The organism is Kitasatospora sp. NPDC001225 (assembly GCF_053597855.1).
The window spans coordinates 14,336-36,471 of the sequence record NZ_JBSFJC010000076.1 but is presented as its reverse complement, the minus strand read 5'-3'; the positions used below and the strand labels follow the sequence as shown (position 1 = coordinate 36,471).

20 protein-coding genes and 1 tRNA gene are annotated in these 22,136 nt (G+C 71.0%); 10 read left to right on the top strand and 11 right to left on the bottom strand.

All coding sequences use genetic code 11. The features are described 5' to 3' along the window. Positions 1-108: 108 nt before the first annotated feature. Positions 109-288: a hypothetical protein gene (locus ACWDCZ_RS24500; RefSeq protein WP_074001727.1), complete on the bottom strand. Its 180-nt coding sequence runs from the start codon at positions 286-288 to the stop codon at positions 109-111. Positions 289-482: 194 nt separating this feature from the next. Then, the gene (phoU, locus tag ACWDCZ_RS24495) at positions 483-1,172 is read right to left on the bottom strand and encodes a phosphate signaling complex protein PhoU (protein ID WP_049657907.1); all 690 of its coding nucleotides are present in this window, start codon (positions 1,170-1,172) and stop codon (positions 483-485) included. 306 nt (positions 1,173-1,478) lie between these two features. On the opposite strand from phoU, the gene ACWDCZ_RS24490 reads away from it, so the two are divergent. Further along, the gene (locus tag ACWDCZ_RS24490) at positions 1,479-2,915 is read left to right on the top strand and encodes a sensor histidine kinase (RefSeq protein WP_375876597.1); all 1,437 of its coding nucleotides are present in this window, start codon (positions 1,479-1,481) and stop codon (positions 2,913-2,915) included. Between the two features lie 2 nt (positions 2,916-2,917). Continuing rightward, complete coding sequence (locus ACWDCZ_RS24485) at positions 2,918-3,613, top strand: response regulator transcription factor (RefSeq protein WP_031069385.1); 696 nt, start codon at positions 2,918-2,920, stop codon at positions 3,611-3,613. A 102-nt stretch (positions 3,614-3,715) separates the two neighbouring features. Here ACWDCZ_RS24485 and ACWDCZ_RS24480 read toward each other — a convergent pair whose 3' ends face one another. Continuing rightward, a complete protein-coding gene (locus ACWDCZ_RS24480; protein WP_074001726.1) occupies positions 3,716-4,399 on the bottom strand; it encodes a hypothetical protein in 684 nt (227 codons plus the stop codon). A gap of 450 nt (positions 4,400-4,849) precedes the next feature. Between ACWDCZ_RS24480 and ACWDCZ_RS24475 the strand changes: the two genes are divergently transcribed. From ACWDCZ_RS24475 to ACWDCZ_RS24445, 7 genes are all read left to right on the top strand, one after another. Further along, positions 4,850-5,332: a CarD family transcriptional regulator gene (locus tag ACWDCZ_RS24475; protein ID WP_014136563.1), complete on the top strand. Its 483-nt coding sequence runs from the start codon at positions 4,850-4,852 to the stop codon at positions 5,330-5,332. 308 nt (positions 5,333-5,640) lie between these two features. Continuing rightward, on the top strand, positions 5,641-6,396 hold the full coding sequence (gene ispD, locus ACWDCZ_RS24470) for a 2-C-methyl-D-erythritol 4-phosphate cytidylyltransferase (protein WP_074001725.1): 756 nt from the start codon (positions 5,641-5,643) through the stop codon (positions 6,394-6,396). Then, complete coding sequence (gene ispF, locus ACWDCZ_RS24465; protein WP_049657183.1) at positions 6,386-6,886, top strand: 2-C-methyl-D-erythritol 2,4-cyclodiphosphate synthase; 501 nt, start codon at positions 6,386-6,388, stop codon at positions 6,884-6,886. The genes ispD and ispF overlap by 11 nt, the downstream gene beginning before the upstream one ends. Positions 6,887-7,027: 141 nt before the next feature. Then, complete coding sequence (locus tag ACWDCZ_RS24460; RefSeq protein ID WP_049657181.1) at positions 7,028-7,420, top strand: PPOX class F420-dependent oxidoreductase; 393 nt, start codon at positions 7,028-7,030, stop codon at positions 7,418-7,420. 95 nt (positions 7,421-7,515) lie between these two features. Further along, positions 7,516-8,910 carry a cysteine--tRNA ligase gene (cysS, locus tag ACWDCZ_RS24455; RefSeq protein WP_049657179.1) on the top strand — a complete coding sequence of 465 codons (1,395 nt, stop codon included), beginning with the start codon at positions 7,516-7,518 and terminating at the stop codon, positions 8,908-8,910. 137 nt (positions 8,911-9,047) lie between these two features. Continuing rightward, positions 9,048-10,040: a 23S rRNA (guanosine(2251)-2'-O)-methyltransferase RlmB gene (gene rlmB, locus ACWDCZ_RS24450; RefSeq protein WP_049657177.1), complete on the top strand. Its 993-nt coding sequence runs from the start codon at positions 9,048-9,050 to the stop codon at positions 10,038-10,040. Positions 10,041-10,208: 168 nt separating this feature from the next. Then, positions 10,209-11,873: a DoxX family membrane protein gene (locus tag ACWDCZ_RS24445; RefSeq protein WP_449816962.1), complete on the top strand. Its 1,665-nt coding sequence runs from the start codon at positions 10,209-10,211 to the stop codon at positions 11,871-11,873. A 91-nt stretch (positions 11,874-11,964) separates the two neighbouring features. On the opposite strand, the gene ACWDCZ_RS24440 is transcribed toward ACWDCZ_RS24445, so the two are convergent. From ACWDCZ_RS24440 to ACWDCZ_RS24430, 3 genes are all read right to left on the bottom strand, one after another. Then, a complete protein-coding gene (locus ACWDCZ_RS24440; protein WP_107086556.1) occupies positions 11,965-12,765 on the bottom strand; it encodes a nucleotidyltransferase family protein in 801 nt (266 codons plus the stop codon). 88 nt (positions 12,766-12,853) lie between these two features. After that, positions 12,854-13,309 carry a hypothetical protein gene (locus ACWDCZ_RS24435; protein WP_049656385.1) on the bottom strand — a complete coding sequence of 152 codons (456 nt, stop codon included), beginning with the start codon at positions 13,307-13,309 and terminating at the stop codon, positions 12,854-12,856. 208 nt (positions 13,310-13,517) lie between these two features. Further along, entirely contained in the window at positions 13,518-14,609 is a 1,092-nt protein-coding gene (locus ACWDCZ_RS24430) for an ABC transporter ATP-binding protein (protein WP_049656383.1), read from the bottom strand. 285 nt (positions 14,610-14,894) lie between these two features. Between ACWDCZ_RS24430 and ACWDCZ_RS24425 the strand changes: the two genes are divergently transcribed. Beyond that, positions 14,895-14,971 (top strand) — tRNA-Thr (locus ACWDCZ_RS24425). Between the two features lie 737 nt (positions 14,972-15,708). Here the strand turns inward: ACWDCZ_RS24425 and ACWDCZ_RS24420 are convergent. From ACWDCZ_RS24420 to ACWDCZ_RS24400, 5 genes are all read right to left on the bottom strand, one after another. Further along, entirely contained in the window at positions 15,709-16,506 is a 798-nt protein-coding gene (locus ACWDCZ_RS24420; RefSeq protein WP_449816961.1) for a phosphoadenosine phosphosulfate reductase, read from the bottom strand. A 220-nt stretch (positions 16,507-16,726) separates the two neighbouring features. Next, complete coding sequence (locus ACWDCZ_RS24415; protein ID WP_449816960.1) at positions 16,727-17,371, bottom strand: hypothetical protein; 645 nt, start codon at positions 17,369-17,371, stop codon at positions 16,727-16,729. A 168-nt stretch (positions 17,372-17,539) separates the two neighbouring features. Further along, the gene (locus ACWDCZ_RS24410) at positions 17,540-18,451 is read right to left on the bottom strand and encodes a phospholipase D family protein (RefSeq protein WP_449816959.1); all 912 of its coding nucleotides are present in this window, start codon (positions 18,449-18,451) and stop codon (positions 17,540-17,542) included. Next, entirely contained in the window at positions 18,448-20,328 is a 1,881-nt protein-coding gene (locus ACWDCZ_RS24405; RefSeq protein WP_259316637.1) for an ATP-binding protein, read from the bottom strand. The genes ACWDCZ_RS24410 and ACWDCZ_RS24405 overlap by 4 nt, the downstream gene beginning before the upstream one ends. Next, entirely contained in the window at positions 20,313-21,932 is a 1,620-nt protein-coding gene (locus ACWDCZ_RS24400; protein WP_449816970.1) for a DEAD/DEAH box helicase family protein, read from the bottom strand. The genes ACWDCZ_RS24405 and ACWDCZ_RS24400 overlap by 16 nt, the downstream gene beginning before the upstream one ends. Positions 21,933-22,136: the final 204 nt, after the last annotated feature.

Genomic DNA, 22,136 nt, shown 5'->3' with positions numbered 1-22,136 from the left:
CGTCCGGTCCCGACGCCCGGTCCGACGCGGACACGGACCCGGACGCGAACGAGGTGCACGGCCGCCGGAAGACCGTGCACCTCGGGGACTCCTCGGACGGCGGCGCGCTCAGTGGCCGCCGCAGCAGCCGCCGTCGGCACCGCCGCACTGGCAGGGCGCGCCGGACTGGCAGCCGCAGCCGCAGCCCGGGCCGCAGCCGCAGCCGGCGGCGAGGACGGGGAGCAGCTTCGGGGCGGGTGGCTCGACGGTGGTGTGGGCGGATGCCGGTCGGGTCGGGTGGGCCTTCATCGAGCTTCCCTCCTTGTGACGGGCACAGTCCTGTGCCCCCAACGTCGAGTGAAGCCGCCGAATGGACGGAGCGTCAACGGGCGCGCGGTGGTGGGGCGCACGGAGTGCCGTGCGCCCGCACCACCCTCGTCGCAGGTTTACTCGCCCCGGGGGGTGAGCCGGGAGCGGCCACGAAGCACCGCCCGGACCGGAGGTCAGTCGACCGGCGCGGCCTCGGCGGCCTCGGTGGCGGCCACGAACTCGGCCACGTGCTCGCCCGTCACCAGGTACACCACGCGCTTGGCGACCGACACCGCGTGGTCCGCGAAGCGCTCGTAGTAGCGGCCGACCAGGGTGATGTCGACGGCGGTCTCGATCCCGTGGTGCCAGCGCTCGTCGATCAGGTGCGACAGCAGCTCGCGGTGCAGGGTGTCGATCGCGTCGTCGTCCTGCTCCATCTCCAGCGCCTTGTCGACGTCCTTGGTGGCGATGACCAGGCCGGCCTTGGCCACCAGGCGCTGGGCGAGCTGGCCCATCTCCAGGACGGTGGAGTGCAGGTCGCTCGGCACGGCGGTGTCGGGGTAGCGCATCCGCGCGACCTTGGCGACGTGCCGGGCGAGGTCGCCGCAGCGCTCCAGGTCGGCGCTCATCCGCAGCGAGGTGACGACGATGCGCAGGTCGGTGGCGACCGGCTGCTGGCGGGCGAGGAGGTCGATGGCCCGGTTCTCCAGGTCGTGGTGGAGCTCGTTGACCTTCTCGTCGGCGGCGATCACGCCCTCCGCCAGGGCGAGGTCCGCGTCGAGGAGGGCGGTGGTGGCGCGGCCCATGGCAGAGCCGACCAGCCGGGCCATCTCGACCAGGCTGTCGCCGATCGCATCGAGTTCCTCGTGGTACGCGTCGCGCATGTTCTCTCCTCAGTAGCTGTGTCGGTGGCGGTGCCGACCGGTCAGCCCGTCCGACCGTCGTTCCGGTGTCCGGGTGACCGCTGCTGGTGGCGCGCATCGTACGCGCACACCCGAGCCGGTGGCCGCTGTTCGGCACACCGATCTCTCCCACACGGGCTGCCTGGCCAACTTTCGGCCGCCTGGGCGACGGTGCACGGCCGCTCCGGTGAATCGGCGGCTACCTGAAGGTGAATTCTCGGCAACGCGTGGTCGATGCCTTGATCGGGTGCTTGGGGACTGGCCTGGCCGTGCGCTTACGCTGGCCACATGGACGTGAACGTGGCCGCCGCCGCTGCCTGTGCCATAGCCGGGCTCGGTGTCGGCCTCACCGCCTCCATCGCCTTCCGCTGGAGCGAGCGCGAGCAGGCCAAGGGCAGGTACAGCGCAACCGGCGGCAGGAACCCCGGCCGGTACCAGTCACTGGGTACCGGCAACCCCGAGCCGCCGCTGCCGCCCGGGGTCGACACCGTGCTCTCCGTGCTCCGCTCCTGCGCGATCGTGCTGGGCGAGGGCGACGAGGTGGTCAAGGCCAGTTCGGCGGCGTACGCGATGGGCCTGGTGCGCGGCGGTGCCGTCGCGGTGGACCAGATGCTCGCGCTGGCCCGCTCCACCCGCCGGGACGGCGAGATCCGCCAGGTCGAGCTGGAGGTGCCCCGGCCGGGCGCGGCCCGCGCGGCCGAGCCGCTCGCGGTCTCCGTCCGGGTCGCCCCGCTGGGCTCCCGGCTGGTGCTGGTGCTGGTCGAGGACCAGACCGAGCGCCGCCGGGTGGAGGCCGTCCGCCGGGACTTCGTGGCCAACGTCAGCCACGAGCTCAAGACCCCGGTCGGCGCCCTGTCGCTGCTCTCCGAGGCGGTCGTGGACGCGTCCGACGACCCGGAGGCGGTGCAGCGCTTCGCCGGCCGGATGCAGGTCGAGGCGGCCCGGCTGGCCAGCCTGGTCCAGGAGATCATCGACCTCTCCCGGGTCCAGGACGACCGGCTGATGATCGACCCGGAGCCGGTCGCGGTGGACGAGCTGATCGCCGAGGCGATCGACCGCTGCCGCCAGCAGGCCGCCGCCAAGCAGATCCTGATCGCGGCGGGCGGCATCGCCGGCCTCTACCTGCACGGCAACCGCGGCCAGCTCGCCGCCGCGCTCGGCAACCTGGTCGAGAACGCCGTCAACTACAGCCCGCCCCGTACCCGGGTGGCCATCGCCACCCGGCGGATCTCCAGCGCCGCGGCGCTCGGGGAGGCGGACGGCGAGCTCATCGAGATCTCGGTCACCGACCAGGGCATCGGCATCTCCGAGAAGGACCGCGAGCGGGTCTTCGAGCGGTTCTACCGCGTCGACCCCGCCCGCTCCCGGGCGACCGGCGGCACCGGCCTGGGCCTGTCCATCGTCAAGCACGTCGCGGCCTCGCACGGCGGCACCGTCTCGGTGTGGAGCGTCGAGGGCCAGGGGTCGACCTTCACCGTCCGCCTGCCCGCCGGGCAGGCACCCACGGAGGACGAGCCCGACGACGCGTTCGACGACGAGTTCGGCGACGAGCCGGACCACACGCCGGACGGCGGCCCCGCCGGTCCCGCCGCCGCACCCCGAACCCTCACCACGGACCGGACGGACCGCGCTCCCCGCGCGCCCCGCACGGACCGTTCGCTCCCCACCGGGGAGCGGGCACCACACCTGTCAGACACAACCCCGCAGCTTGCCCCGGAGGCCTGATCGTGACCCGAGTACTGGTGGTCGAGGACGAGGAGTCGTTCAGCGACGCCCTCTCGTACATGCTCCGCAAGGAGGGCTTCGAGGTGGCCGTGGCCGCCACCGGCCCCGACGCCCTGGAGCAGTTCGAACGGAACGGCGCCGACCTCGTCCTGCTCGACCTGATGCTGCCGGGCCTGCCCGGCACCGAGGTCTGCCGCCAGCTCCGGGTGCGTTCCAACGTCCCGGTGATCATGGTGACCGCGAAGGACAGCGAGATCGACAAGGTCGTCGGTCTGGAGATAGGCGCTGACGACTACGTCACCAAGCCGTACTCCACCCGCGAGCTGGTCGCGCGGATCCGCGCGGTGCTGCGCCGCCGCGGCGAGGACGGCGGCGCGGGCGACAACGGCGGCGGCCCGGGCGCCCTGGAGGCGGGCCCGGTCCGGATGGACGTGGACCGCCACGTGGTGACCGTGGACGGCGCCAAGGTCGACCTGCCGCTCAAGGAGTTCGACCTGCTGGAGATGCTGCTGCGCAACGCGGGCCGGGTGCTCACCCGGATGCAGCTGATCGACCGGGTCTGGGGCGCGGACTACGTCGGCGACACCAAGACCCTGGACGTCCACGTGAAGCGCCTGCGGGCCAAGATCGAGCCGGACCCGGGCGCGCCGCGCTACCTGGTCACCGTCCGCGGCCTGGGCTACAAGTTCGAGCCGTAAACCGTCCCCACCACGCGGAAGGCCCCCGCCGGCAGCAGCCGGAGGGGGCCTTCGCGTCGCTCCGGCGGGCCCTGGAGGGCCCGCCGGGGGCGGGGTGCGGCGTCAGTGCGCGGCCGGGACGGCCGGGGCGGTGGTGCCGGCCGGGACGGCGGCACCGGTGGCCGGCGCGCCCGGGGTGGTGGCGCCGGGGGCCGGAGCGGTGGCACCGGGGGTGGCCGCACCGGGGGTGGTGGTCTTGGCCGGGGTCGCGGTCGGCGACGGGGTCGGACCGAAGCCCTTGTACAGGCCGCGGCCGTCTGCGCCCGAGTCCGGGCTCACGGCGGCCTGGGCCTCGACCTTCTGGCCGTCCTTGAAGGTGAACACGGTCGGGGCGAAGCCGCCGACGTGGACGGTCGCGGAGGCGGCGGTGGCGGACGGGTTGCCCTGGCCGCCGATCACCACCGCGCCGCGGGCCGGGACGACGATGCCGGACAGCGGAGCGCCGGCGGCGTCCGCGAAGGTGGTGGCGGCACCGCCGACGGTGACGGACTGGAGCTCGGCCGGGGCGTCCGCGGTGTTCGCGATGTTCACGACCACGTTGGCGGGACCGGTGTGGTCGCCCGAGGCGCCCTCCCCGGTGACGACCACGATGTTGTTCAGCCGGAGGTTCGTTCCGAGGGTCGCCGCCGCGTTGTCCGGCTTGATCTGCAGGGTGTCCGGCGTGTTGCCGGCGGCGCAGGAGGACAGCGAGGCGATGGCGATGGCGGCGAGGGCGGCGATGCTGCCGCGTCGAAGGCTGCGGCTCACGGCGGCGGCTTCTCCCTAGGTCACGTGTCGGGTGGTCAGGTCTCAGATTATCGACCTCGCTTATGCGCTCCTCACGGGGTGGTCCCCGTGTCGCACTCCCGGGGGCCGCCGGGGGCCGTCCGGCCGTACGCCGGGGGTGCGTCCGGCGGTACGTCGACATGTCCGGGTCACGCGGAGGACAAGGTTCGACCAAGATCGAATAACGATTCGGCCGCGACTCGAAAAGGGGTGAAAGCTCAAGATCCAATCATGGTTGCGGGGGTGTTGCGCAAGGGTTTCGTCGAACCCCGGAACCGCCTCCGACCTGCGGGAAGCCCCTCTCGAACACCGGTCGCAGCACGTCATGGGGGTCCTTGTCAAGCCCCGAGACCGGCCCTGACCTGCGAAAACGCCCTTCGGGTGGGCCGAGAAGCGTGTTATTCTGGAAAGCCACGGAAGGGGTCCTGTCACATGACGTTCAAGGTTGGCGACACGGTGGTCTACCCCCATCACGGGGCCGCGCTGATCGAGGCCATCGAAACTCGCCAGATCAAAGGTGTGGACAAGACCTACCTGGTGCTCAAGGTGCAGCAGGGAGACCTGACGCTCCGCGTGCCCGCCGAGAACGCGGAGTTCGTCGGTGTGCGCGATGTAGTCGGCCAGGAGGGTCTGGACCGGGTCTTCGAGGTGCTGCGGGCACCGTACACGGAAGAGCCGACCAACTGGTCCCGTCGCTACAAGGCGAACCTGGAGAAGCTCGCCTCGGGTGATGTCATCAAGGTCGCCGAGGTCGTCCGCGACCTGTGGCGCCGCGAGCGCGAGCGCGGCCTCTCGGCCGGCGAGAAGCGGATGCTCGCGAAGGCGCGCCAGATCCTCGTCAGCGAGCTCGCGCTGGCGGAGAACACCAACGAGGACAAGGCGGAGACGCTGCTCGACGAGGTCCTCGCCTCGTAGCGCGCCACCGCAGTGCGGTCGGGCTGCCGCCCAACGCTCACAGCGCCCGGTGCCGGCGCGCCACTCCTCGGACGAACCGTCCGGGAGTGGTGCAGTGGCACTCCGGGCGCTGAGGCATGTCCGGACCACGCCACCCGCCCGAGCCGGCCCAGGCCTGCAAGACCGTTTCCGCACCCGTTCTTGCGCGGAACCGTTGCGCGGAACTTGCGGAGCTGTGCGGCGGACGGTGGACCGTGGTTCTTCGGAAGGGGCCCGGTGCGCCCGCCGGGCACGCCATGGCCATACCCACTTCGCCGAAGGAGTGAAACCTGAACGCGTCAGGAGCAGTCGCAGCAGCAGTGGTGCCCGCCGCCGGACGGGGTGAGCGGCTGGGGCCCGGGGCCCCGAAGGCCCTGCGGGAACTGGGGGGCGTGCCGCTCCTGGTGCACGCCGTCCGGGCCCTGGCCCGCAGTCGGGCGGTCGGCCTGGTCGTGGTCGCCGCGCCCGCCGACGGGGTGGCCGAGGTGGTCGCCCTGCTGGACAGCCACGGGCTGGACGACAAGGACATCCGGGTGGTGGCCGGCGGGGCGACCCGCCAGGAGTCGGTCCGGCTGGGCCTGGCCGCGATCCCGGACGAGGTCGGGATCGTGCTGGTGCACGACGCGGCCCGCCCGCTGGTCCCGGTCGAGGTGGTGGACGCCGTCGCGGCCGCCGTCCGGGCCGGGGCGCGGGCGGTGGTGCCCGCGGTGCCGCTGGCCGACACGGTGAAGCGGGTCGAGCCGAACCCGGGCGGCCCCGAGCCGGTGCTCGACACGCCCGAGCGCGCCACCCTGCGCGCGGTGCAGACCCCGCAGGGCTTCGACCGCGCCACCCTGGTCGAGGTGCACGCCAAGGCGCTGGCCGAGGAGAGCGCGGGCACCGCCGACGCGCCCCCGGTCACCGACGACGCCGGCCTGGTGGAGCGCTACGGCGGCCGGGTCGTCGTGGTGCCCGGCCACGAGGAGGCGTTCAAGGTCACCCGTCCACTGGACCTCGTGCTCGCCGAGGCCGTACTCGCCCGCAGGAGGGCCGCCGATGCCTACTGACCCGCAGACCCCCGTGATCCCCCGCGTGGGGATCGGCACCGACGTGCACGCCTTCGAGGCCGGCCGCCCGCTCCGGGTGGCCGGGCTGGACTGGCCGGACGCCGAGGTCGGCCTCTCCGGGCACTCGGACGCCGACGTCGCCGCGCACGCCGCCTGCGACGCGCTGTTCTCGGCCGCCGGGATCGGCGACCTGGGCGCCCACTTCGGCACCGACCGCCCGGAGTGGGCCGGCGCGTCCGGGGCGAAGCTGCTCGGCGAGGCGGCCCGGCTGGTCCGCGAGGCGGGCTTCGAGATCGGCAACGTGGCGGTCCAGGTGATCGGCGTGCGGCCGAAGATCGGCAAGCGGCGGGCCGAGGCGCAGGCCGCGCTCTCCGAGGCGGTCGGCGCCCCGGTGTCCGTCTCCGGCACCACCACCGACGGGCTGGGGCTGACCGGCCGGGCCGAGGGCCTGGCTGCGATCGCCACCGCCCTGGTGTACGAACGGCGTTGAGCCGGTCGCGGTGAGCGGTCGGGAACAACCCGGACCTGACGGGTGTTCACCGGGTGTTCCCGGGGCCCGAGTCGCTAGTGTTCGGCTCGGGCCCGGACGGGGCTTCCGCTCGGGCCGAACGCCGACGTGAAGGGGTTTCCGATGGGTGTCGAACTTGCGGACAAGGTCAAGGAACTGCTCGACAGCACGAGCTTCGCCGTGGTCTCCACCATCCAGCCCGACGGGGGCCCGCAGGCCTCCGTGGTCTGGGTCAAGCGGGACGGCGACGACATCCTGTTCTCCACCGTCGAGGGCCGCCGGAAGCACCTCAACCTGGTCAGGGACCCGAGGGTGTCCCTCGTCATCAACGACAAGGACAACCCGTACGAGTACTTCGAGGCGCGCGGCGAGGCGACGCTGACCACCGAGGGCGGCCGGGAGCTGATCGACGAGCTGTCCCGCAAGTACCTGGGCAAGGACTACACCTTCGACGGCCCGGAGGCGGTCCGGGTGGTCGTCCGGATCTCCCCGGACAAGGTGCTCGGCAACATCTGAGTCCCGTCCGCGTCCCGCCGTTTCCCCGGGATCACGCCCCCGTTGTCCCGGGGAATGTGGCGGGGCACCCCCCGGTGCCCACTACGCTTGACGCTGTGAGCATTCGTCTGTACGACACCAGCACCCGCCAGGTACGCGACTTCGTCCCGCTTGTACCGGGTTGTGTCTCGATCTACCTGTGCGGCGCTACCGTTCAGTCGGCGCCACACATCGGGCACATCCGGTCGTACCTCAACTTCGACCTCATGCAGCGGTGGTTCGCCTACCGCGGCTACCAGGTGACCTTCGCCCGGAACGTCACCGACATCGACGACAAGATCATCGCCAAGGAGCGCGAGCTCGGCACGCCGTGGTGGCAGATCGCCTACGAGAACGAGCGCGCCTTCAACGACGGCTACGACGCGCTCGGCTGCCTGCGGCCGACGGTCGAGCCGCGGGCCACCGGGCACATCCCCGAGATGATCGCGATGATGCAGGGGCTCATCGAGAAGGGCCACGCCTACGCGGCCGACGGCAACGTCTACTTCGACGTGCGGTCGTACCCCGACTACCTGGCGCTCTCCAACCAGAAGCTGGACGACCTGCGCCAGCCCGAGGGCGAGGGCGAGACCGGCAAGCGGGACCAGCGCGACTTCGCGATGTGGAAGGCCGCCAAGCCGGGCGAGCCGAGCTGGGAGACCCCGTGGGGCCGCGGCCGTCCGGGCTGGCACCTGGAGTGCTCGGCGATGGCCCACAAGTACCTGGGCGCGGCCTTCGACATCCACGGCGGCGGGCTGGACCTGATCTTCCCGCACCACGAGAACGAGATCGCCCAGTCCAAGGCCTACGGCGACGACTTCGCCGGCTTCTGGGTGCACAACGCCTGGGTCACCATGGCCGGCGAGAAGATGAGCAAGTCGCTGGGCAACTCGGTGCTGGTCTCCGAGATGGTCCGGGCGTGGCGGCCGATCGTGCTCCGCTACTACCTGGCGGCCCCGCACTACCGCTCGATGATCGAGTACAGCGAGGAGTCGCTGCGCGAGGCCGAGGCCGGCTTCGGCCGGATCGAGGGCTTCATCCAGCGCGCCGTCGAGCGCTGCGGCACGGTCGACGCGGCGCCCGAGGTGCCGCCGGCCTTCGCCGAGGCGATGGACGACGACTTCGGCGTGCCGCAGGCGCTGGCCGTCGTGCACACCGCCGTCCGCCAGGGCAACAGCGCCCTGAACGCGGACGACAAGGAGAGCGTGGTGGCGCGACTGGCCGAGGTCCGTGCGATGCTCGGTGTACTGGGCCTCGACCCGCTCGACCCGCACTGGGCCGGGACGGAGCGCGGCGAGGACCTCCACGGAGTGGTCGACTCGTTGGTCCGTCTGGTCCTGGACCAGCGGCAGGCCGCGCGCGAGCGCAAGGACTTCGCCACCGCGGACGCCATCCGCGACCAGCTCGGCCTCGCCGGGCTGGCCATCGAGGACACCCCGTCCGGCCCGCGCTGGACGATCAACAGCCAGTAACCCCATCCGACGATCGGGGTGATGGGTGGGCCGTACCGGACCGGTGCGGCCCTCCCGCATGACGTAGCGCATGCCGTCGGCCGCCACCGGGCAGACCGGGACGGCCGGGGCATGCCGGACAGACAGGAAGTACAGCCATGGCCGGCAACAGTGCACGCAGGAACCGTCGCAACCCCGGATCGAAGAAGGGCGCGTCTGTCGGTACCGGCGGCCACAGCCGGAAGGCGCTCCAGGGCAAGGGCCCGACGCCGCCCGGTGCGGAGCGCAAGGGCCACCCGAAGCAGCGCGCCGCCAACGCCGCGATCAAGCGCGAGCGGGACGCCAAGGCCCGGGCCGGCATGCGCCGGGCCGGCGGCGGCGGCCGTGGTGGCCGCGGCGGCGCGGGCAGCGCCGAGCTGGTCTTCGGCCGCAACTCGGTGGTCGAGGCCCTGCAGGGCGACGTCCCGGCCAACGCGCTGTACGTCCAGCAGTTCATCGACACCGACGACCGGGTCCGCGACGCCTTCCAGGCCGCCAACGACCGCGGCATCCCGCTGATGGAGGCCCCGCGGCCCCAGCTGGACCAGATGACCGGCGGGATGAACCACCAGGGCCTGGTGCTCCAGGTGCCGCCGTACGAGTACGCGCACCCCGACGACCTGCTGGTCGACGCCGCCGACGCCGGCCAGGACGCGCTGATCATCGCGCTGGACGGCGTGACCGACTCGCGCAACCTGGGCGCCGTGGTCCGCTCGGCCGCCGCCTTCGGCGCGCACGGCGTGGTCATCCCCGAGCGCCGCGCGGCCGGCATGACCGCCGGTGCCTGGAAGACCTCCTCCGGCGCCGCGGCCCGGCTGCCCGTCGCCCGGGCCACCAACATGACCCGCACCCTGGAGGCCTACCAGAAGGCCGGTCTGATGGTGGTCGGCCTGGCCGCCGACGGCGAGGCCGAGATCGGCGACCTGGAGCTGCTGACCGGTCCGGTCGTGATCGTCGCGGGCAGCGAGGGCAAGGGCCTGTCCCGGCTGGTCTCGGAGACCTGCGACATGCGGGTCCGGATCCCGATGTCCGGCCTGACCGAGTCGCTGAACGCCGGTGTCGCGGCGGGCATCGTGCTGTACGAGGCCGCGCGACTGCGCGCCAAGCGCTGAGCACGGCCGGGTCGCGGCGCGCAGGAGATCTTCCGAATTCCCCGCAATCCGAGTGAAGGCGATCGGGCCCCGACCGGGCCCGATCGCTTTTTTCATGATCACTTCAAGTGTGCGCCGGACATCCACCCGGGAGAGTGTCCTAAGCGGGCGTCACCCGGTTAGACGGGCGTGGACACCAGAACACCTCGGCGCCCCCTGTTCGGCGACGGCAGCACCGGGATAGACGCGGGCCCCGGCCTCAACACCGTCAAGGTGGAGTCGGACCCTTCGCGGCTCAGCAGCACCCAGGCGAGCTTCCGGCTCCGGCTCGGCGGCCCGGTGGCGCCGCTGATCGATGCCCCGGCCGGACTGCTGTCCACCGGTGCCGCATTCGGCGACCCGTACGCCAACCAGGGCCTGATCCGCCGTCCGCTGGTCACCCCGCAGGTCGTCGTGCCCTCCTCCGCCGTCCCGGCGCTGGCCGGGGCCGGGGCCGGCGGCGCACCGCGCCGCAAGGGCCGGGTCACCGCCGTCACCTGGACCGGCCAGGCGCCCCCCGGGGACCTCGCGGCCACCCGGCTGCTGGAGGCGGTGCGCCCCGGCGGCACCCCGGTCGGCGGCGTCCGCCTGATCGAGGCGGACACCCAGGCGCTCCCCTCCCTCGCGGGCGCCCGCACCCTCCCGCGCCAGCCCCGCGAGGGCGCCGGCACCGCCACCGACGCGGGCGTCGGCCCGGTCGGCGAGCCGCACGGCTGGACCCCGAGCGGCGAACTGCCCGAGGTCTCCGCCGTCGACGCCGCGGGCAGGCAGCCCTGGTACCCGGGCCGCCGGGTCGACCTCGGCCTGGTGCTGCTGCCGCTGCGCGCCGTCCTCGGCTCGCTCTCCGTCTACGCCGGGTTCAGCAAGCTCTGCGACCCGGTGTACTTCGACGGCGGCGAGCGCGGCTCGATGATGCGCTGGCTCTCCTCGCTGCACCCCTGGAAGGTCGCCGAACCGCTGCTGGCCTTCGCCATGGCGCACCCGGTGGGCGCCGGCCTGGTGGTGTCGTTCACCCAGATCGTGGTCGGCGTGCTGACCGTCCTCGGCCTCTGGCAGCGGCTCGCCGCCGGCGCCGCGATGGCGCTCTCCGCCGCGCTGCTGTTCACCGTCAGCTGGCGGGCCGTCCCGGTCTACGACACCCCGGACCTGATCTTCCTCGCGGCGTGGAGCCCGCTGCTGATCGCCGGGGCGCCGTTCGCCTCGCTGGACGGGCGGCTCAGCCTGGAGGCCTGGCGCCGGTACGGCGCGGACGCGCCCGCGGCGCTGCGCCGCCGGGTGCTGCGCCGCGGCACCGTGGTCACCACGGTCGTCGTCGGCCTGACCCTGCTGCTCGGCTCGATGCTCGGCGCCGCCGTCCGTACCGGCGCCCGGGCGCACCAGGCGCCGGACCGTCCGGCCACCGACTACGGCACCCCGGTCTGGCCGTCCGGCAGCCCGTCCGGCGCCCCCGGCGGCAAGGGCACGTCCACCACGCCCCAACCCGCCGCCCCGCACCCGGCCACCCCGACGCCGAGCGCGACCACCCCGGCCGCCACGCCGTCCACCAAGCCGGCCACCCCGACGCCGAGCGGCAAGGCGCACTCGGGCAAGCCGGAGGCCGGGTCGGGCTCCTCCCCGGCCGCGCCCGCCCCGTCCGGCGGCTCCGGCGGCACCGCCCCCGCCTCGCGCGGCACCCCGGGCACCGGCGGCTCGGGGCCGGCGGCCAAGTCCAGCCCGAGCTCCGGCGGGCTGCTCGGCGGGGTGCTGGGCAGCGCGCCGCTGGCCGACCTCTCCGGCGGCCGGACCTCCCACCCGGGGGTGCCGACCGCGACCTGAGGCCCGCGTGACGGCGGTCGGCCGGGTGCTCCGCGGGGAGCACCCGGCCGACGCGTGTCCGCGGGCGGCCGTACGGCTCGCGGCCCGCTGGTTACCTGGGGGACCGGCCGGCGCCGGAGGCGAGCTCCTTGGCCGCCTCGGTGAGGTCCTTGGCGGTGTCGATGGCCCGCCAGTACACGCCCTGCGGCAGCTGGTAGCCCGCCAGCCGCTTGCCGCGGGCGAGCTGGGGGAAGGTGGTGCGCTCGTGGTCGCCCACGTCCGGCAGCAGCTCGGCGAACTCGGGGCTGAACACGTACAGGCCGGCGTTGATCAGGAAGGGCGAGGGCGGCGCCTCGATGAAGTCCAGCACGTTGCCGAACTGGTCGGTCTCCACCGCGCCCCAGGGGATCCGCGGCCGGGCCAGCGCGAGCGTCGCGACGGCGTCCCGCTCGTGGTGGAAGGCGGCCATCTCGCGCAGGCTGAACCGGGTCCAGATGTCGCCGTTGGTGGCGTACCAGGGCTCGTCCGGGCGGGGCAGCGCCTTGGCCGCGTACTTGAGCCCGCCGCCGCGTCCGAGCGGCTCCGCCTCGACCACCGTGCGCACCCGCAGCGGCAGGTCCGCCTTGTCCAGCCACTCCTCCAGCACGTCGGCGAGGTGCCCGCAGGAGACCACGACGTCGGTGACGCCCTCCTCGGCCAGCCAGGCCAGCTGGTGGCCGAGGATCGGAGTACCCGTCCCGGGGATCTCGACCAGCGGCTTCGGGCGGTCGTCCGTGTAGGGGCGCAGCCGGGAGCCCTGGCCGCCGGCCAGGATGACGGCCTGGGTGACGGGCGTCGTGGTCGGCCGCGGCGGGTGGGGCTGCGGGGGCCGGGCGGACGGGAGGTCGGCGGTGGGGCCGGAGTCAGCGGTCATGCCTGAACAATAAGGCGGCGGACGGGGGCGTCCGCCGCCTCGGGGGCCTGCCTCGGCCCCCTTGCCTTCCCTTGCGTTCCCGGCCGCCTCAGCCGACGACGCCGGCCGCGAACGCGCCGTCGCAGACCGGGCGGGCGAAGGTGCGGGCCCGCTGGACGTCGCCCTGGTACTTGCGCACCGCGGCCTTGCCCAACTCGGTGGCCAGCGAGGTGCAGTACGGCGTCAGCGAGGGCTGCTCGCGCATCGAGCGCTCCAGCAGGTCCAGCGCGGCGGAGGGGTTCTTCGCCCGCAGCTCGTCCAGCAGCACCACCCGCAGCGACTCCTGCGGGGCGAGCCCGTCCGAGGCCTTGGCCACGGCGCCGGCCGCGTTGTTGGAGCGTCCGATCCCGGCGCCGTCGCCGCTGGACGCCGCCACGACCTGCTGGTCGAGCCCGGTCGGCGGGGCCCACGGGACCCTGGTCACGGCGAGGGTGCCGGTGGTCACCAGGACGACCGGCAGGGTCAGGGCGACGGTCTGGCCGATACGGCGCAACAGCTGCTTCACCCTCAGGAGAGTAGCGGTGGGTACGGGCCGGATCGCCCTCCGTTACCCCATCGAGTGACACGGTGTCCGGGTTTGTCCCCTTGCCGTGTTGACGCGGGGGCGTCCGGACGGGGTCGAAGGGGCGGGGGTACGGACGGAGCCCGCCGGACCACGAGGGTCCGACGGGCTCCGGGTGCCGCGCTGGTCGCGGCTGTCGCGCGGGGTCGCGTCAGTTGCTCAGGCGCAGGCCGGAGCTGGTGGAGAAGACGTGGGTCTCGTTGGCGATCGGCACGACGTGGACGGTCTCGCCGCGGGCCGGGATCTGGCGGCCGGGCACGCGGACGACCAGGTCGTGGTCCTCGCCGCCGATCTGGGTGGTGCCGTAGACGAAGCCGTCCGAGCCGAGCTCCTCGACCACGTTCACGGTCACCGCGACGCCCTCGATGCCGCCCGCCGGGACGATCTCGAAGTGCTCGGGGCGGACACCGACGGTCACCGTCTTGTCGGTGCCGGCGCCGGCCAGGTCCTCGCGGGAGATGTTGACGACCGAGCCGCCGAACTTCACACCGCCGTCCACCAGCGGCACCTCGACCAGGTTCATGGCCGGCGAGCCGATGAAGCCGGCCACGAAGAGGTTCGCGGGCTTGTCGTACATGTTGCGCGGGGTGTCGACCTGCTGGAGCAGACCGTCCTTGAGCACCGCGACCCGGTCGCCCATGGTGAGCGCCTCGGTCTGGTCGTGGGTGACGTACACCGTGGTGATGCCCAGGCGGCGCTGGAGGCCGGCGATCTGGGTACGGGTCGAGACGCGGAGCTTGGCGTCCAGGTTCGACAGCGGCTCGTCCATCAGGAAGACCTGCGGCTGGCGGACGATCGCGCGGCCCATCGCGACGCGCTGGCGCTGGCCGCCGGAGAGCGCCTTCGGCTTGCGGTCCAGCAGCGTGGTGAGGTCGAGGATCTTCGCGGCCTCCTCGACCTTGGTGCGGATCTCCGCCTTGTTCACGCCGGCGATCTTGAGCGCGAAGCCCATGTTGTCGGCGACGGTCATGTGCGGGTACAGCGCGTAGTTCTGGAACACCATGGCGATGTCCCGGTCCTTCGGCGGCAGGTGGGTGACGTCGCGGTCGCCGATCCGGATCGCACCGGCGTTGACGTCCTCCAGACCGGCCAGCATGCGCAGGCTGGTCGACTTGCCGCAGCCCGAGGGGCCGACCAGCACGAGGAACTCGCCGTCCGCGATCTCCAGGTCCAGCGCGTCCACCGAGGGCTTGTCCGCCCCGGGGTACACGCGGGTCGCCTTGTCGTACGTGACAGAAGCCATGGTTGTTTGTCTCCTTCACCGGCAGGAACGTGCCGGACGATCCGAGTAAAGGGGGGTCTGTTCTGCTCCGCCGGCCCACCAGTGGTCTGAACCACTGCCACGAACCGGCTCCCGGCGACGCTACCTGCGCGTCCGCCGCTTGTCAGCCCCCACCCGACCCGATTTCGGCATCGGTTCCATCACGCCCACCCATCCCACCAACCCCCGGATATACCCCCATCCCGTCACCCGGGCCCGGTAGACTGCCCCCCGGTGCCGCCGTGATCCATCGCGGACGGCCACCGTGCCTCCTTAGCTCAGCTGGCCAGAGCACCGCTCTTGTAAAGCGGGGGTCGTCGGTTCGAACCCGACAGGGGGCTCCAAAGCGGACATTTTTTCGGGGTGAAACGGACATTCGAGGCGCGTATCCTGCCTCTTCGTTGTGTGGCCGTCTCCTTGGGGCGATGGAGCTTGACTCATAAAACTGCAGGTCAGGGTACTTGTGGCCCGTTTCGCCCATCTGATGAGCCTGCGCCCGGAAAAGTGGTGCTCAACGGCTTTCTGGGCTTGGTTTCCCCGTGAAACCGCAGGTCAGGGCTCGTTTCGGTGGGGTGTAGGCCGCTGGGGTGACCTTCGCCCATGCGGGCGATGGCTCACTCGTATGGGTTGGCAGCGTTTCCGCAGCTCAGCGGTATATCAGGCGCGGCCGGCTGGCTCCAGTACACATTCGGCACACATCAGAATCGATCATGAGCCTGTGAGTGGCGCGCGCAGCCGGTGGAGGAAAGCCTTGCCGTCGCGCCCAGAAGTGTCACCAGAGTCGCCCGTGCGTGACTTGGTGCTGTCAGCGCTGTGGGCGATCCGTGCGTCGATGGGGCGGGCGTTGGCTTGCTGTCGCGAGGGCAACTGGGAGTGACGGCACCGGCGATCAGGACGGCGACGAGTGCGCTGAGGACCGTGGTCAGCGTCTCGCGGTCAACAAGGCACAGTAGGCGCCTTGTACAGGCATGCAGGTGGGCGGGTCGAGTCTCCAGTCAACCCGGTGCGGTTCAGTTTCCGGTATGGCGTACCGGAAACCCCGCCCTCCAGCGGCTCAGCTCGCCGGGGCGGCGGAGGCCAGTCAGGTCATGCACCAGCCGGAGTCGCAACCACTGTCCTCCGCCTCCTCTGGGGCCTCATCCCTTTGAGCAGGAATTGCTTCGGCGAGCGGTCGGCCATATCGCGTGAGGTAGGCGGGGTCACGCCCCATGGCGGCGCGACGCTCATTCACTGCCTTCTCCAGCTCCACTGATTTGGCGAAGAGTTCGGGCTCATCTTGTCGCTGCTGATGCCAGGCGCCAACGGTGCGGAACGGACAGAAGAAGCACGAGCTCTTGGGGGGTACGGGGAGGCCCGCCTCTTGGATGATGTGTTCGCAGTCATCCCTGCGCAGGCGCAGGTCGAGCAGTGGGTACTCGACTTGCTCGTGAGGTTCACTCCGTCTGCGGTTTGCCCTATGGATCTCGTCGAGGGAGATGCCGATTCCCACGTTGGCGGGATCATTCGCCGTGGCGCCGTGCTGGCGCAGCCATCGGCCGACCACCTTGATCTTGAAGTCTGCGGTGCAGGATCTACGCCCAGGCGCTCCGTTGGCCATTCTCACGGGGATGGGGATCGAGCGGGTGTCTGGCCGATTCAGCCTTTCCATGAGGGTCTCAGTGGTGCCGTCCCGCCGCGTGCGCCGAAGCTGGTGGAGCTCGATGCCGGCGTTCGCCGCGTAGGGTGCGGCGATGTCGCGGATGTAGGACAGAGTCGCCGGGTGTTCACTGTCATCGCCGACGTTGGCGAACAGGAAGGTGGGGTAGTCGATTTGGCCCTCGGCGGCGAGGACGAGGAGTGCGGTGGACTGCACTCCGCCGCCGTAGGAGATCACCTTCACGAGTGAGTCTCCGCTCCACAGCGGATGGGTGCCGTGGAGCTGGCGCGAGTTGGTGCTTCGGCATGGCGGGCATGGTGTGACATGAGGGCTCCTGCGTGCGGTTCCGACTCCGACATGAGAGACTCTATTGACGCAAGGCAATCTAATCAACTGTTTCTCTCAGTGGAGGTGCATGAGTGCTCAAGGCCACCAGTGCACACGCCCAACATCGAACAGGCGTCTACCGCTTGGGCCGGATGACGGTGGCGTGCCCTTCGGAGAGCACCTCGGCAACGAAGGCGATGGCTTCGTCATGCTCGGAGCTCGTGAAGCTCTGCGCTGCGGGCAAGGGCCTCTTTGATGGTCTGGGCCCGGCCGTTATCCGGCGCCCGCGCGGTTTTTGGGCGGTCCTCTCGCCGGCCTGCAGCCGCTTGACCTCCTCCGTCACGAGGCGACGCCCTCGCTCGCGTGCATCTGCTGTGATGGTGTCGAGGAGCCAGAGCGGGGACCCGGAGAGTACGAGGTCGGCTTCCGCGATTCGCTTGCGGTTGCGCCAGCGGGACACGGCCTGCTGATCGGTGCCGAGGACCTGGGCGACTTCCTGGATTCCCAGGATGACGGGCAGGTGGTCACGGCTGCTGGCACGGTAGCCGCCCGGGATGCCCGCCTCATAGGTGTGAAGGTTTTGCTCGGCGACATGTCTGCCCGCACTGCCGTCGAGGCCAAGGACAGTGTCCAGAAGCCAGTAAGGGTTGCCGGATGCGACAAGATCGGGATCGCCCAACGTGCCGTCGACGCGCCACTTCGCAGAGGTCTGAGACTTGATCCCAAACAGCTCGGCGATTTCGCGGTGGCCCAGCAGGTAGGGGATCCGCTTGGCTGCCATGTCCCAGTACCTTCTCCGCCTTGCGTACCACCTTGGAGCCCAGTTGCTGCGGGCGTCACCAAGATATCGCGGCACTCGGGCCCGTGCTCGGGCTCGCCAGCGCGCGTGAGGTCACCGGTTGGTGGCCTGTGGAGCGCCGAGGCGCTACGGGCCACCAACCGGAGGTGACTACGAGAGTTCCTTGCCCTGCCGGATCTCCCACGGGCCGATGGGCACGAGGTGGACGTCGTCGAAGTAGTGCAACCACGCTGCGATGGTCTCAACTGCGCGTTGCGCCTGCTCGCCCGTGAACTCGCCCGTTGCCACGAGGTCCGCTTGCGCGTCACCCAGGTTCATCCGGCCGGCTGCCGTCAGGGCGTGCAGTTCAGGCATGGCGCGGAGTCGGGCAAGGACTGCGGTGCCGAACGCCTGCTCGTCGAGTCCCGGGCCGATGTCGAGGTGGGCGAGGTCGCGGAGCACGCCGGCGAGGACGTCGCTGCCGATCTGGTGGTGGCGTCCGTTGTAGACGCGATAGAGCCGTTCAGGGTTGCGGGTCTCCGGCAGCCAGTGTGTCGGTTGTTCCTCCTGGCCGGGCACGAGGACGCGGGGGCTGTCCTCGTCGTCCTGCATGAGATTTGCCTGCTCGCGGATCTGCGCGGCCAGTTCCACGGTCCCGGGCACCGTGGTGCCCTCGAATATGGCAAGGACCCGCTGCACTTCCGGGTGGGCTACGTCGGCTTCCACGAGGAGCTCGACGTTGGCTGCGGACACGCGGCCAGTGGCCTTGCCCGTAAGGTTGGCGGACCCCACGAGACAATGGTCGTCGGCCACGTAGAGCTTCGCGTGGAGGTTGTGGCACAACAAGACGGTGGCACGGCCGTCACGCTGCGCGAGCTCGGCGATCTCAGGATCGGAGACGCCGGCGGCCACCTCGGCTACGGACCAGCGGGTGATACACGTGATCTTCTGGACGCCGGCAGGTACCGCGTCGAGCGTAGCCTGGAAGACCTCCTTCTTGATGAAGGGGGCCACCAGGACGACGTGATCGGTTGCGCTGCCAAGGAGCTGCTCGATCTGGCGCCAGACGTGGTCGACAGTCATTCGTCGTCCTCGTCGTCGGCGTCACTGGCTCCAAGGAACTCGCTGGCCAGGCGACCCCAGTCCTGGCGCATCCGCTTGGCGCGCTCGCGCGGCTTCTCGGGCTGCTCGTCCTCAAACCGCGCCCAGGAGATCAGCAGGAGCTTGAAGGCGCCGGCCGCCGCGGCGAGGCGTTCGGCAAGCTCCTCACGGCTCGCGCCGTCGATGTCCCTGTCAAGGACGGCGATCAGGTCGTTGTAGACCGGGTGGTCCATGTTGAGGGCGACCTGGAGCATGCCGGGGATGTACTCGACGTTGAAGAAAGCAGGGGAGTCCGGGTTCCGGCTGGTCAGGAGCCGGACGTGCTTGCCCTGCGACATCGTCTCTTCGATGATGCGCTGGGCGTCGGCCGGGCTGTAGTGGTGCGTCTCGACCAGGCTCTCGTACTGGAGCTGCTTGCTCACCTCCGGAGTGGACTCCTCAGCGAGCTGATCGGTCAGGCTCGGCCGGGTCTCCGCCCGCCGACGCTGGACCGCAGTTTCGGCCTGGACCTCGACCACCTCATGGCGCTTGCGGCTCGTACCCGTGCCCTGTGTCTGGTCCTCCAGGTCCGAGCGCAGCTTGCCGAGGAGTTTCTCACGGATGTGGTACACGATCTCGATGAGGGGCAGGCGTGGATTGCCCTCCTCGCGCAGCGCCTCCCTGAACTCGTCCCATGACAGGCCGGCCGCCTCCTCCCGCCAGTTGAAGTGGGCGAGGCTGGAAAAGATCGTCGCAGACTGCTTGTTGTTGGTGACCCCGAAGACCTCGTCGAGGGCCGGCGGGAAGTCGATCTCCACTCCCCACCACCGCTCGCGGGGGTCGTAGGAGTTGATCCACCCGGTGTCGAGGTCGAGTTCGCGGTCAGCGCGGATCAGGGAGATGCCGAGGTTCCGGGAAGCGTGCTTGCCCCAGGGGGTGTCACCGGGCTTGAGGCTGGTCGGCACGTTCGGAGGCCACGCTTCACCTGCGATGTCGGTGCGGCGGGCGGAATGAACGGCGATCGAGGACCGGACGTAGACGGGGTACTCCTGCCCGTCCACGCCCTTGACCATGAAACGCTCTTCGCCGATCTGGCCGGTGTTGCTGGCACCGTGGGCACGGAACATCGGCTTGCTGTCGAAGGGGTAGGGGGTGGCGCTGGGCGTCATGAGGTACAGCGGGTCGTTGGGGCGGGTGTCCCGGACTCCGGGCAGCTGGGCCCAGCCCCGTACCGGGACGAGCTTGATCCGCTTGCCCTGCGTGATGAGCCGCCGGTAGATGCGTCCGATCAGGCTCTCGGTGTTCGCGATGGTGGTTTCGGCACCGCGCCACTGGACGCGCTCGAGTGCGGTCCACTGCACCAGGGTGCCGGTCGTGCCGAGACCTTCGGAGAGGGCCTGCCACTCGTCGGGCACGGCGTCGAGCTTGGGCTCGGGGACTTCCTCGAGCCCCTGGGAGATCTCTTTGAGGTCGAGGTAGGTGTGGAGAGCATTCTGGGGGCCGTTGGTCCAGGACCAGACGTCGACCCGGTCGCACTGCGAGATGCTGGAGTTCGGCAGGCCGACGCCGAAGCGGCCGATGCCCTTGCGGTCCGCACGAGTGCCGGCCCCGAAGCGCAGTGACTGCCGCAGCGTCTCAGGGTCCATCCCGGTGCCGTTGTCAAGCACGGCGATCTTCTCGACACGGTAGCGGGCCCGGTGGGAGGGGCGGTCCGTCGATTCCACGACGAAGAGCTCGACGAGGTCGGCCTTGGCTTCGAGGCCGTTGTCGATGAGTTCGGCGATGGCGTGGGCCGTCGACTTGTAGCCGCTGTCCTGCAGGGCCTTGATCGTCAGATCGGAGGTGACGATCGAGTACTTGGATGTCATCGGGTGTTCCACACGTCCTCCCAGTTGGTGAATGCTTCCGCTACGTCTCCGAAGCCTGGGAGCTCAGGGTCGATGACGGTGACGATGTCGCAGGTGGGGGTACCGCCGGCTTTCGGACCACGGATGACCCGCCCCACCATCTGGCTGTAGAGAACCAGGGACCGGGTGGGGCGGGCGATGACCGCAGCACTCGCCGCGGGGGCGTCGAACCCTGTGGTCAAGACTCCGAAGTTCGACAGAACCATGGGCCGAGTGCCGGGGCCCTTGAAGCGCGCAATGGCCCGGTCGCGATGCCGCGGCGAGGACTCCGCCGTCACCTGGTCCGCGTCGAGGCCAAAGACCGAGAGGATCGCGACCAACAGGCGGCTGTGCTCGACGGATGCGGCGAACAGGAGGATCCGGCGGTGCCGCTCGGCCAGGTCAAGCACGGTACGGACGACCTGCAGGTTCCACTGCACGTTGTCGGCGAGCCGAGCCATCAGGGCGTCGGGGATGTCGAACGAGGCGGCGAGGTCCTGCTGGTCCCGAGCACTGAGGAGCGTGCCCGAATCGGCTGCCACGGTGCGGAAGTCCGGACGAGCGAGGTAACCCTGCTCGATCAGGGCCGTGACGGGGTTGTCGTACCCGTCGATCTCCAACATCACCTTCTGGCGGGCGAAGAAATCGGACAGCTTCTCGTCCTCGACGATGTCGGCCCATGTCCGCCCAGGGGTCGCGGTCAGCCCCAAAAGGCTCGAGTCGCTGCGCAGCGTGAGCGCCTCGACGACTCTGCGGTAGGTCGGGGCGATCGCCTGATGGGCTTCGTCGAAGGTGGTGAGGGTGGTGCGCACGCCAAGGCGGTCGAGGAACGTCGGGTCGGCATTAGCTGCGGCGGTGGCCTTGTCCAGGCCAAGGACGATGAGACCGTCCTTGATCGCGTCGAGGTCGGTCGGCGCGTCCCCCCACATGCGGGCCACGGTCACCTCGCGGTTGCCGAGTGAGGCCCATGCCTGTTCGAACTCCACTGCCCCCTGCTCCAGCAGCTCCCGCCCCCGGGCCAGCCACACCACGACGGTCGGCTCGTGCCGGCGGAGGTGGTCGCTGATGAGATTCATGGCGGTACGGGTCTTGCCGACACCAGTGGGCAGGTGCAGCACGACCTTGCGTTCACCGGCGTAGAGCATGCGCTGGGCGCGGCCGGCTGCCAGCCGCTGGTGGGGGAACATCCCATACTGCGGTGTGGAGGCGCTACGGAAGGAGACCGGTAGTTCAGGGGCGCGGTCGACGACGAGTCCGAGGAAGCCGAGGAGGGCGCGGCGCTGCTCGGTGGTCCAGGTCAGGGCCGCGAGGAAGACGTCCGGCTTCGTGGAGTGGCTGCCGCCGAGGCGGTCGGCGAGTTCGGCGCGCTTGTCGTCGGGCAGGAGCTGCAGGAGTTGCGTGCGCTCCTTTGGGTCGCTGATCAGGCGCTCCGGGGAAACGGCCGAGGCCGCGACCTTGCGAAGAGTCTCGTCCGCGTCCTTCCCTTTGTGTAGCAGGTCCAGCAGGTCGCAGGCGTGCTCGCCGAGGAGACCTCGCACGTAGGACAGCGGTGCACCGTTCAGTACGGACGCGAATGCGATCCCGGGAGACCCCGTCATGACGTACACCCGCCCGTTTGCATTCGCACGCTGCTGCGCGTCACTCCAGCTCCCACCCTCGGCTCCTTGGCCCGCTCGTCGGCACAGCAGTGCGCCGCGGGCTCGCCGCCTCACGCTGTGATCAAACCCTAGACCCGCCCGCCTCCTGCCCGAGGTCGGTCGCCCAAACCCCTACCTTATGGCGGCGGGTTCTCGTCGAGCCGG

Excerpts from the sequence above, each read along its gene's own strand:
- ACWDCZ_RS24500 (WP_074001727.1), bottom strand. The coding sequence starts at position 288 with ATGAAGGCCCACCCGACCCGACCGGCATCCGCCCACACCACCGTCGAG.
- phoU (WP_049657907.1), bottom strand. The coding sequence starts at position 1,172 with ATGCGCGACGCGTACCACGAGGAACTCGATGCGATCGGCGACAGCCTG.
- ACWDCZ_RS24490 (WP_375876597.1), top strand. The coding sequence starts at position 1,479 with ATGGACGTGAACGTGGCCGCCGCCGCTGCCTGTGCCATAGCCGGGCTC.
- ACWDCZ_RS24475 (WP_014136563.1), top strand. The coding sequence starts at position 4,850 with ATGACGTTCAAGGTTGGCGACACGGTGGTCTACCCCCATCACGGGGCC.
- ispF (WP_049657183.1), top strand. The coding sequence starts at position 6,386 with ATGCCTACTGACCCGCAGACCCCCGTGATCCCCCGCGTGGGGATCGGC.
- ACWDCZ_RS24460 (WP_049657181.1), top strand. The coding sequence starts at position 7,028 with ATGGGTGTCGAACTTGCGGACAAGGTCAAGGAACTGCTCGACAGCACG.
- rlmB (WP_049657177.1), top strand. The coding sequence starts at position 9,048 with ATGGCCGGCAACAGTGCACGCAGGAACCGTCGCAACCCCGGATCGAAG.
- ACWDCZ_RS24440 (WP_107086556.1), bottom strand. The coding sequence starts at position 12,765 with ATGACCGCTGACTCCGGCCCCACCGCCGACCTCCCGTCCGCCCGGCCC.
- ACWDCZ_RS24430 (WP_049656383.1), bottom strand. The coding sequence starts at position 14,609 with ATGGCTTCTGTCACGTACGACAAGGCGACCCGCGTGTACCCCGGGGCG.
- ACWDCZ_RS24415 (WP_449816960.1), bottom strand. The coding sequence starts at position 17,371 with ATGGCAGCCAAGCGGATCCCCTACCTGCTGGGCCACCGCGAAATCGCC.
- ACWDCZ_RS24410 (WP_449816959.1), bottom strand. The coding sequence starts at position 18,451 with ATGACTGTCGACCACGTCTGGCGCCAGATCGAGCAGCTCCTTGGCAGC.
- ACWDCZ_RS24400 (WP_449816970.1), bottom strand. The coding sequence starts at position 21,932 with ATGACGGGGTCTCCCGGGATCGCATTCGCGTCCGTACTGAACGGTGCA.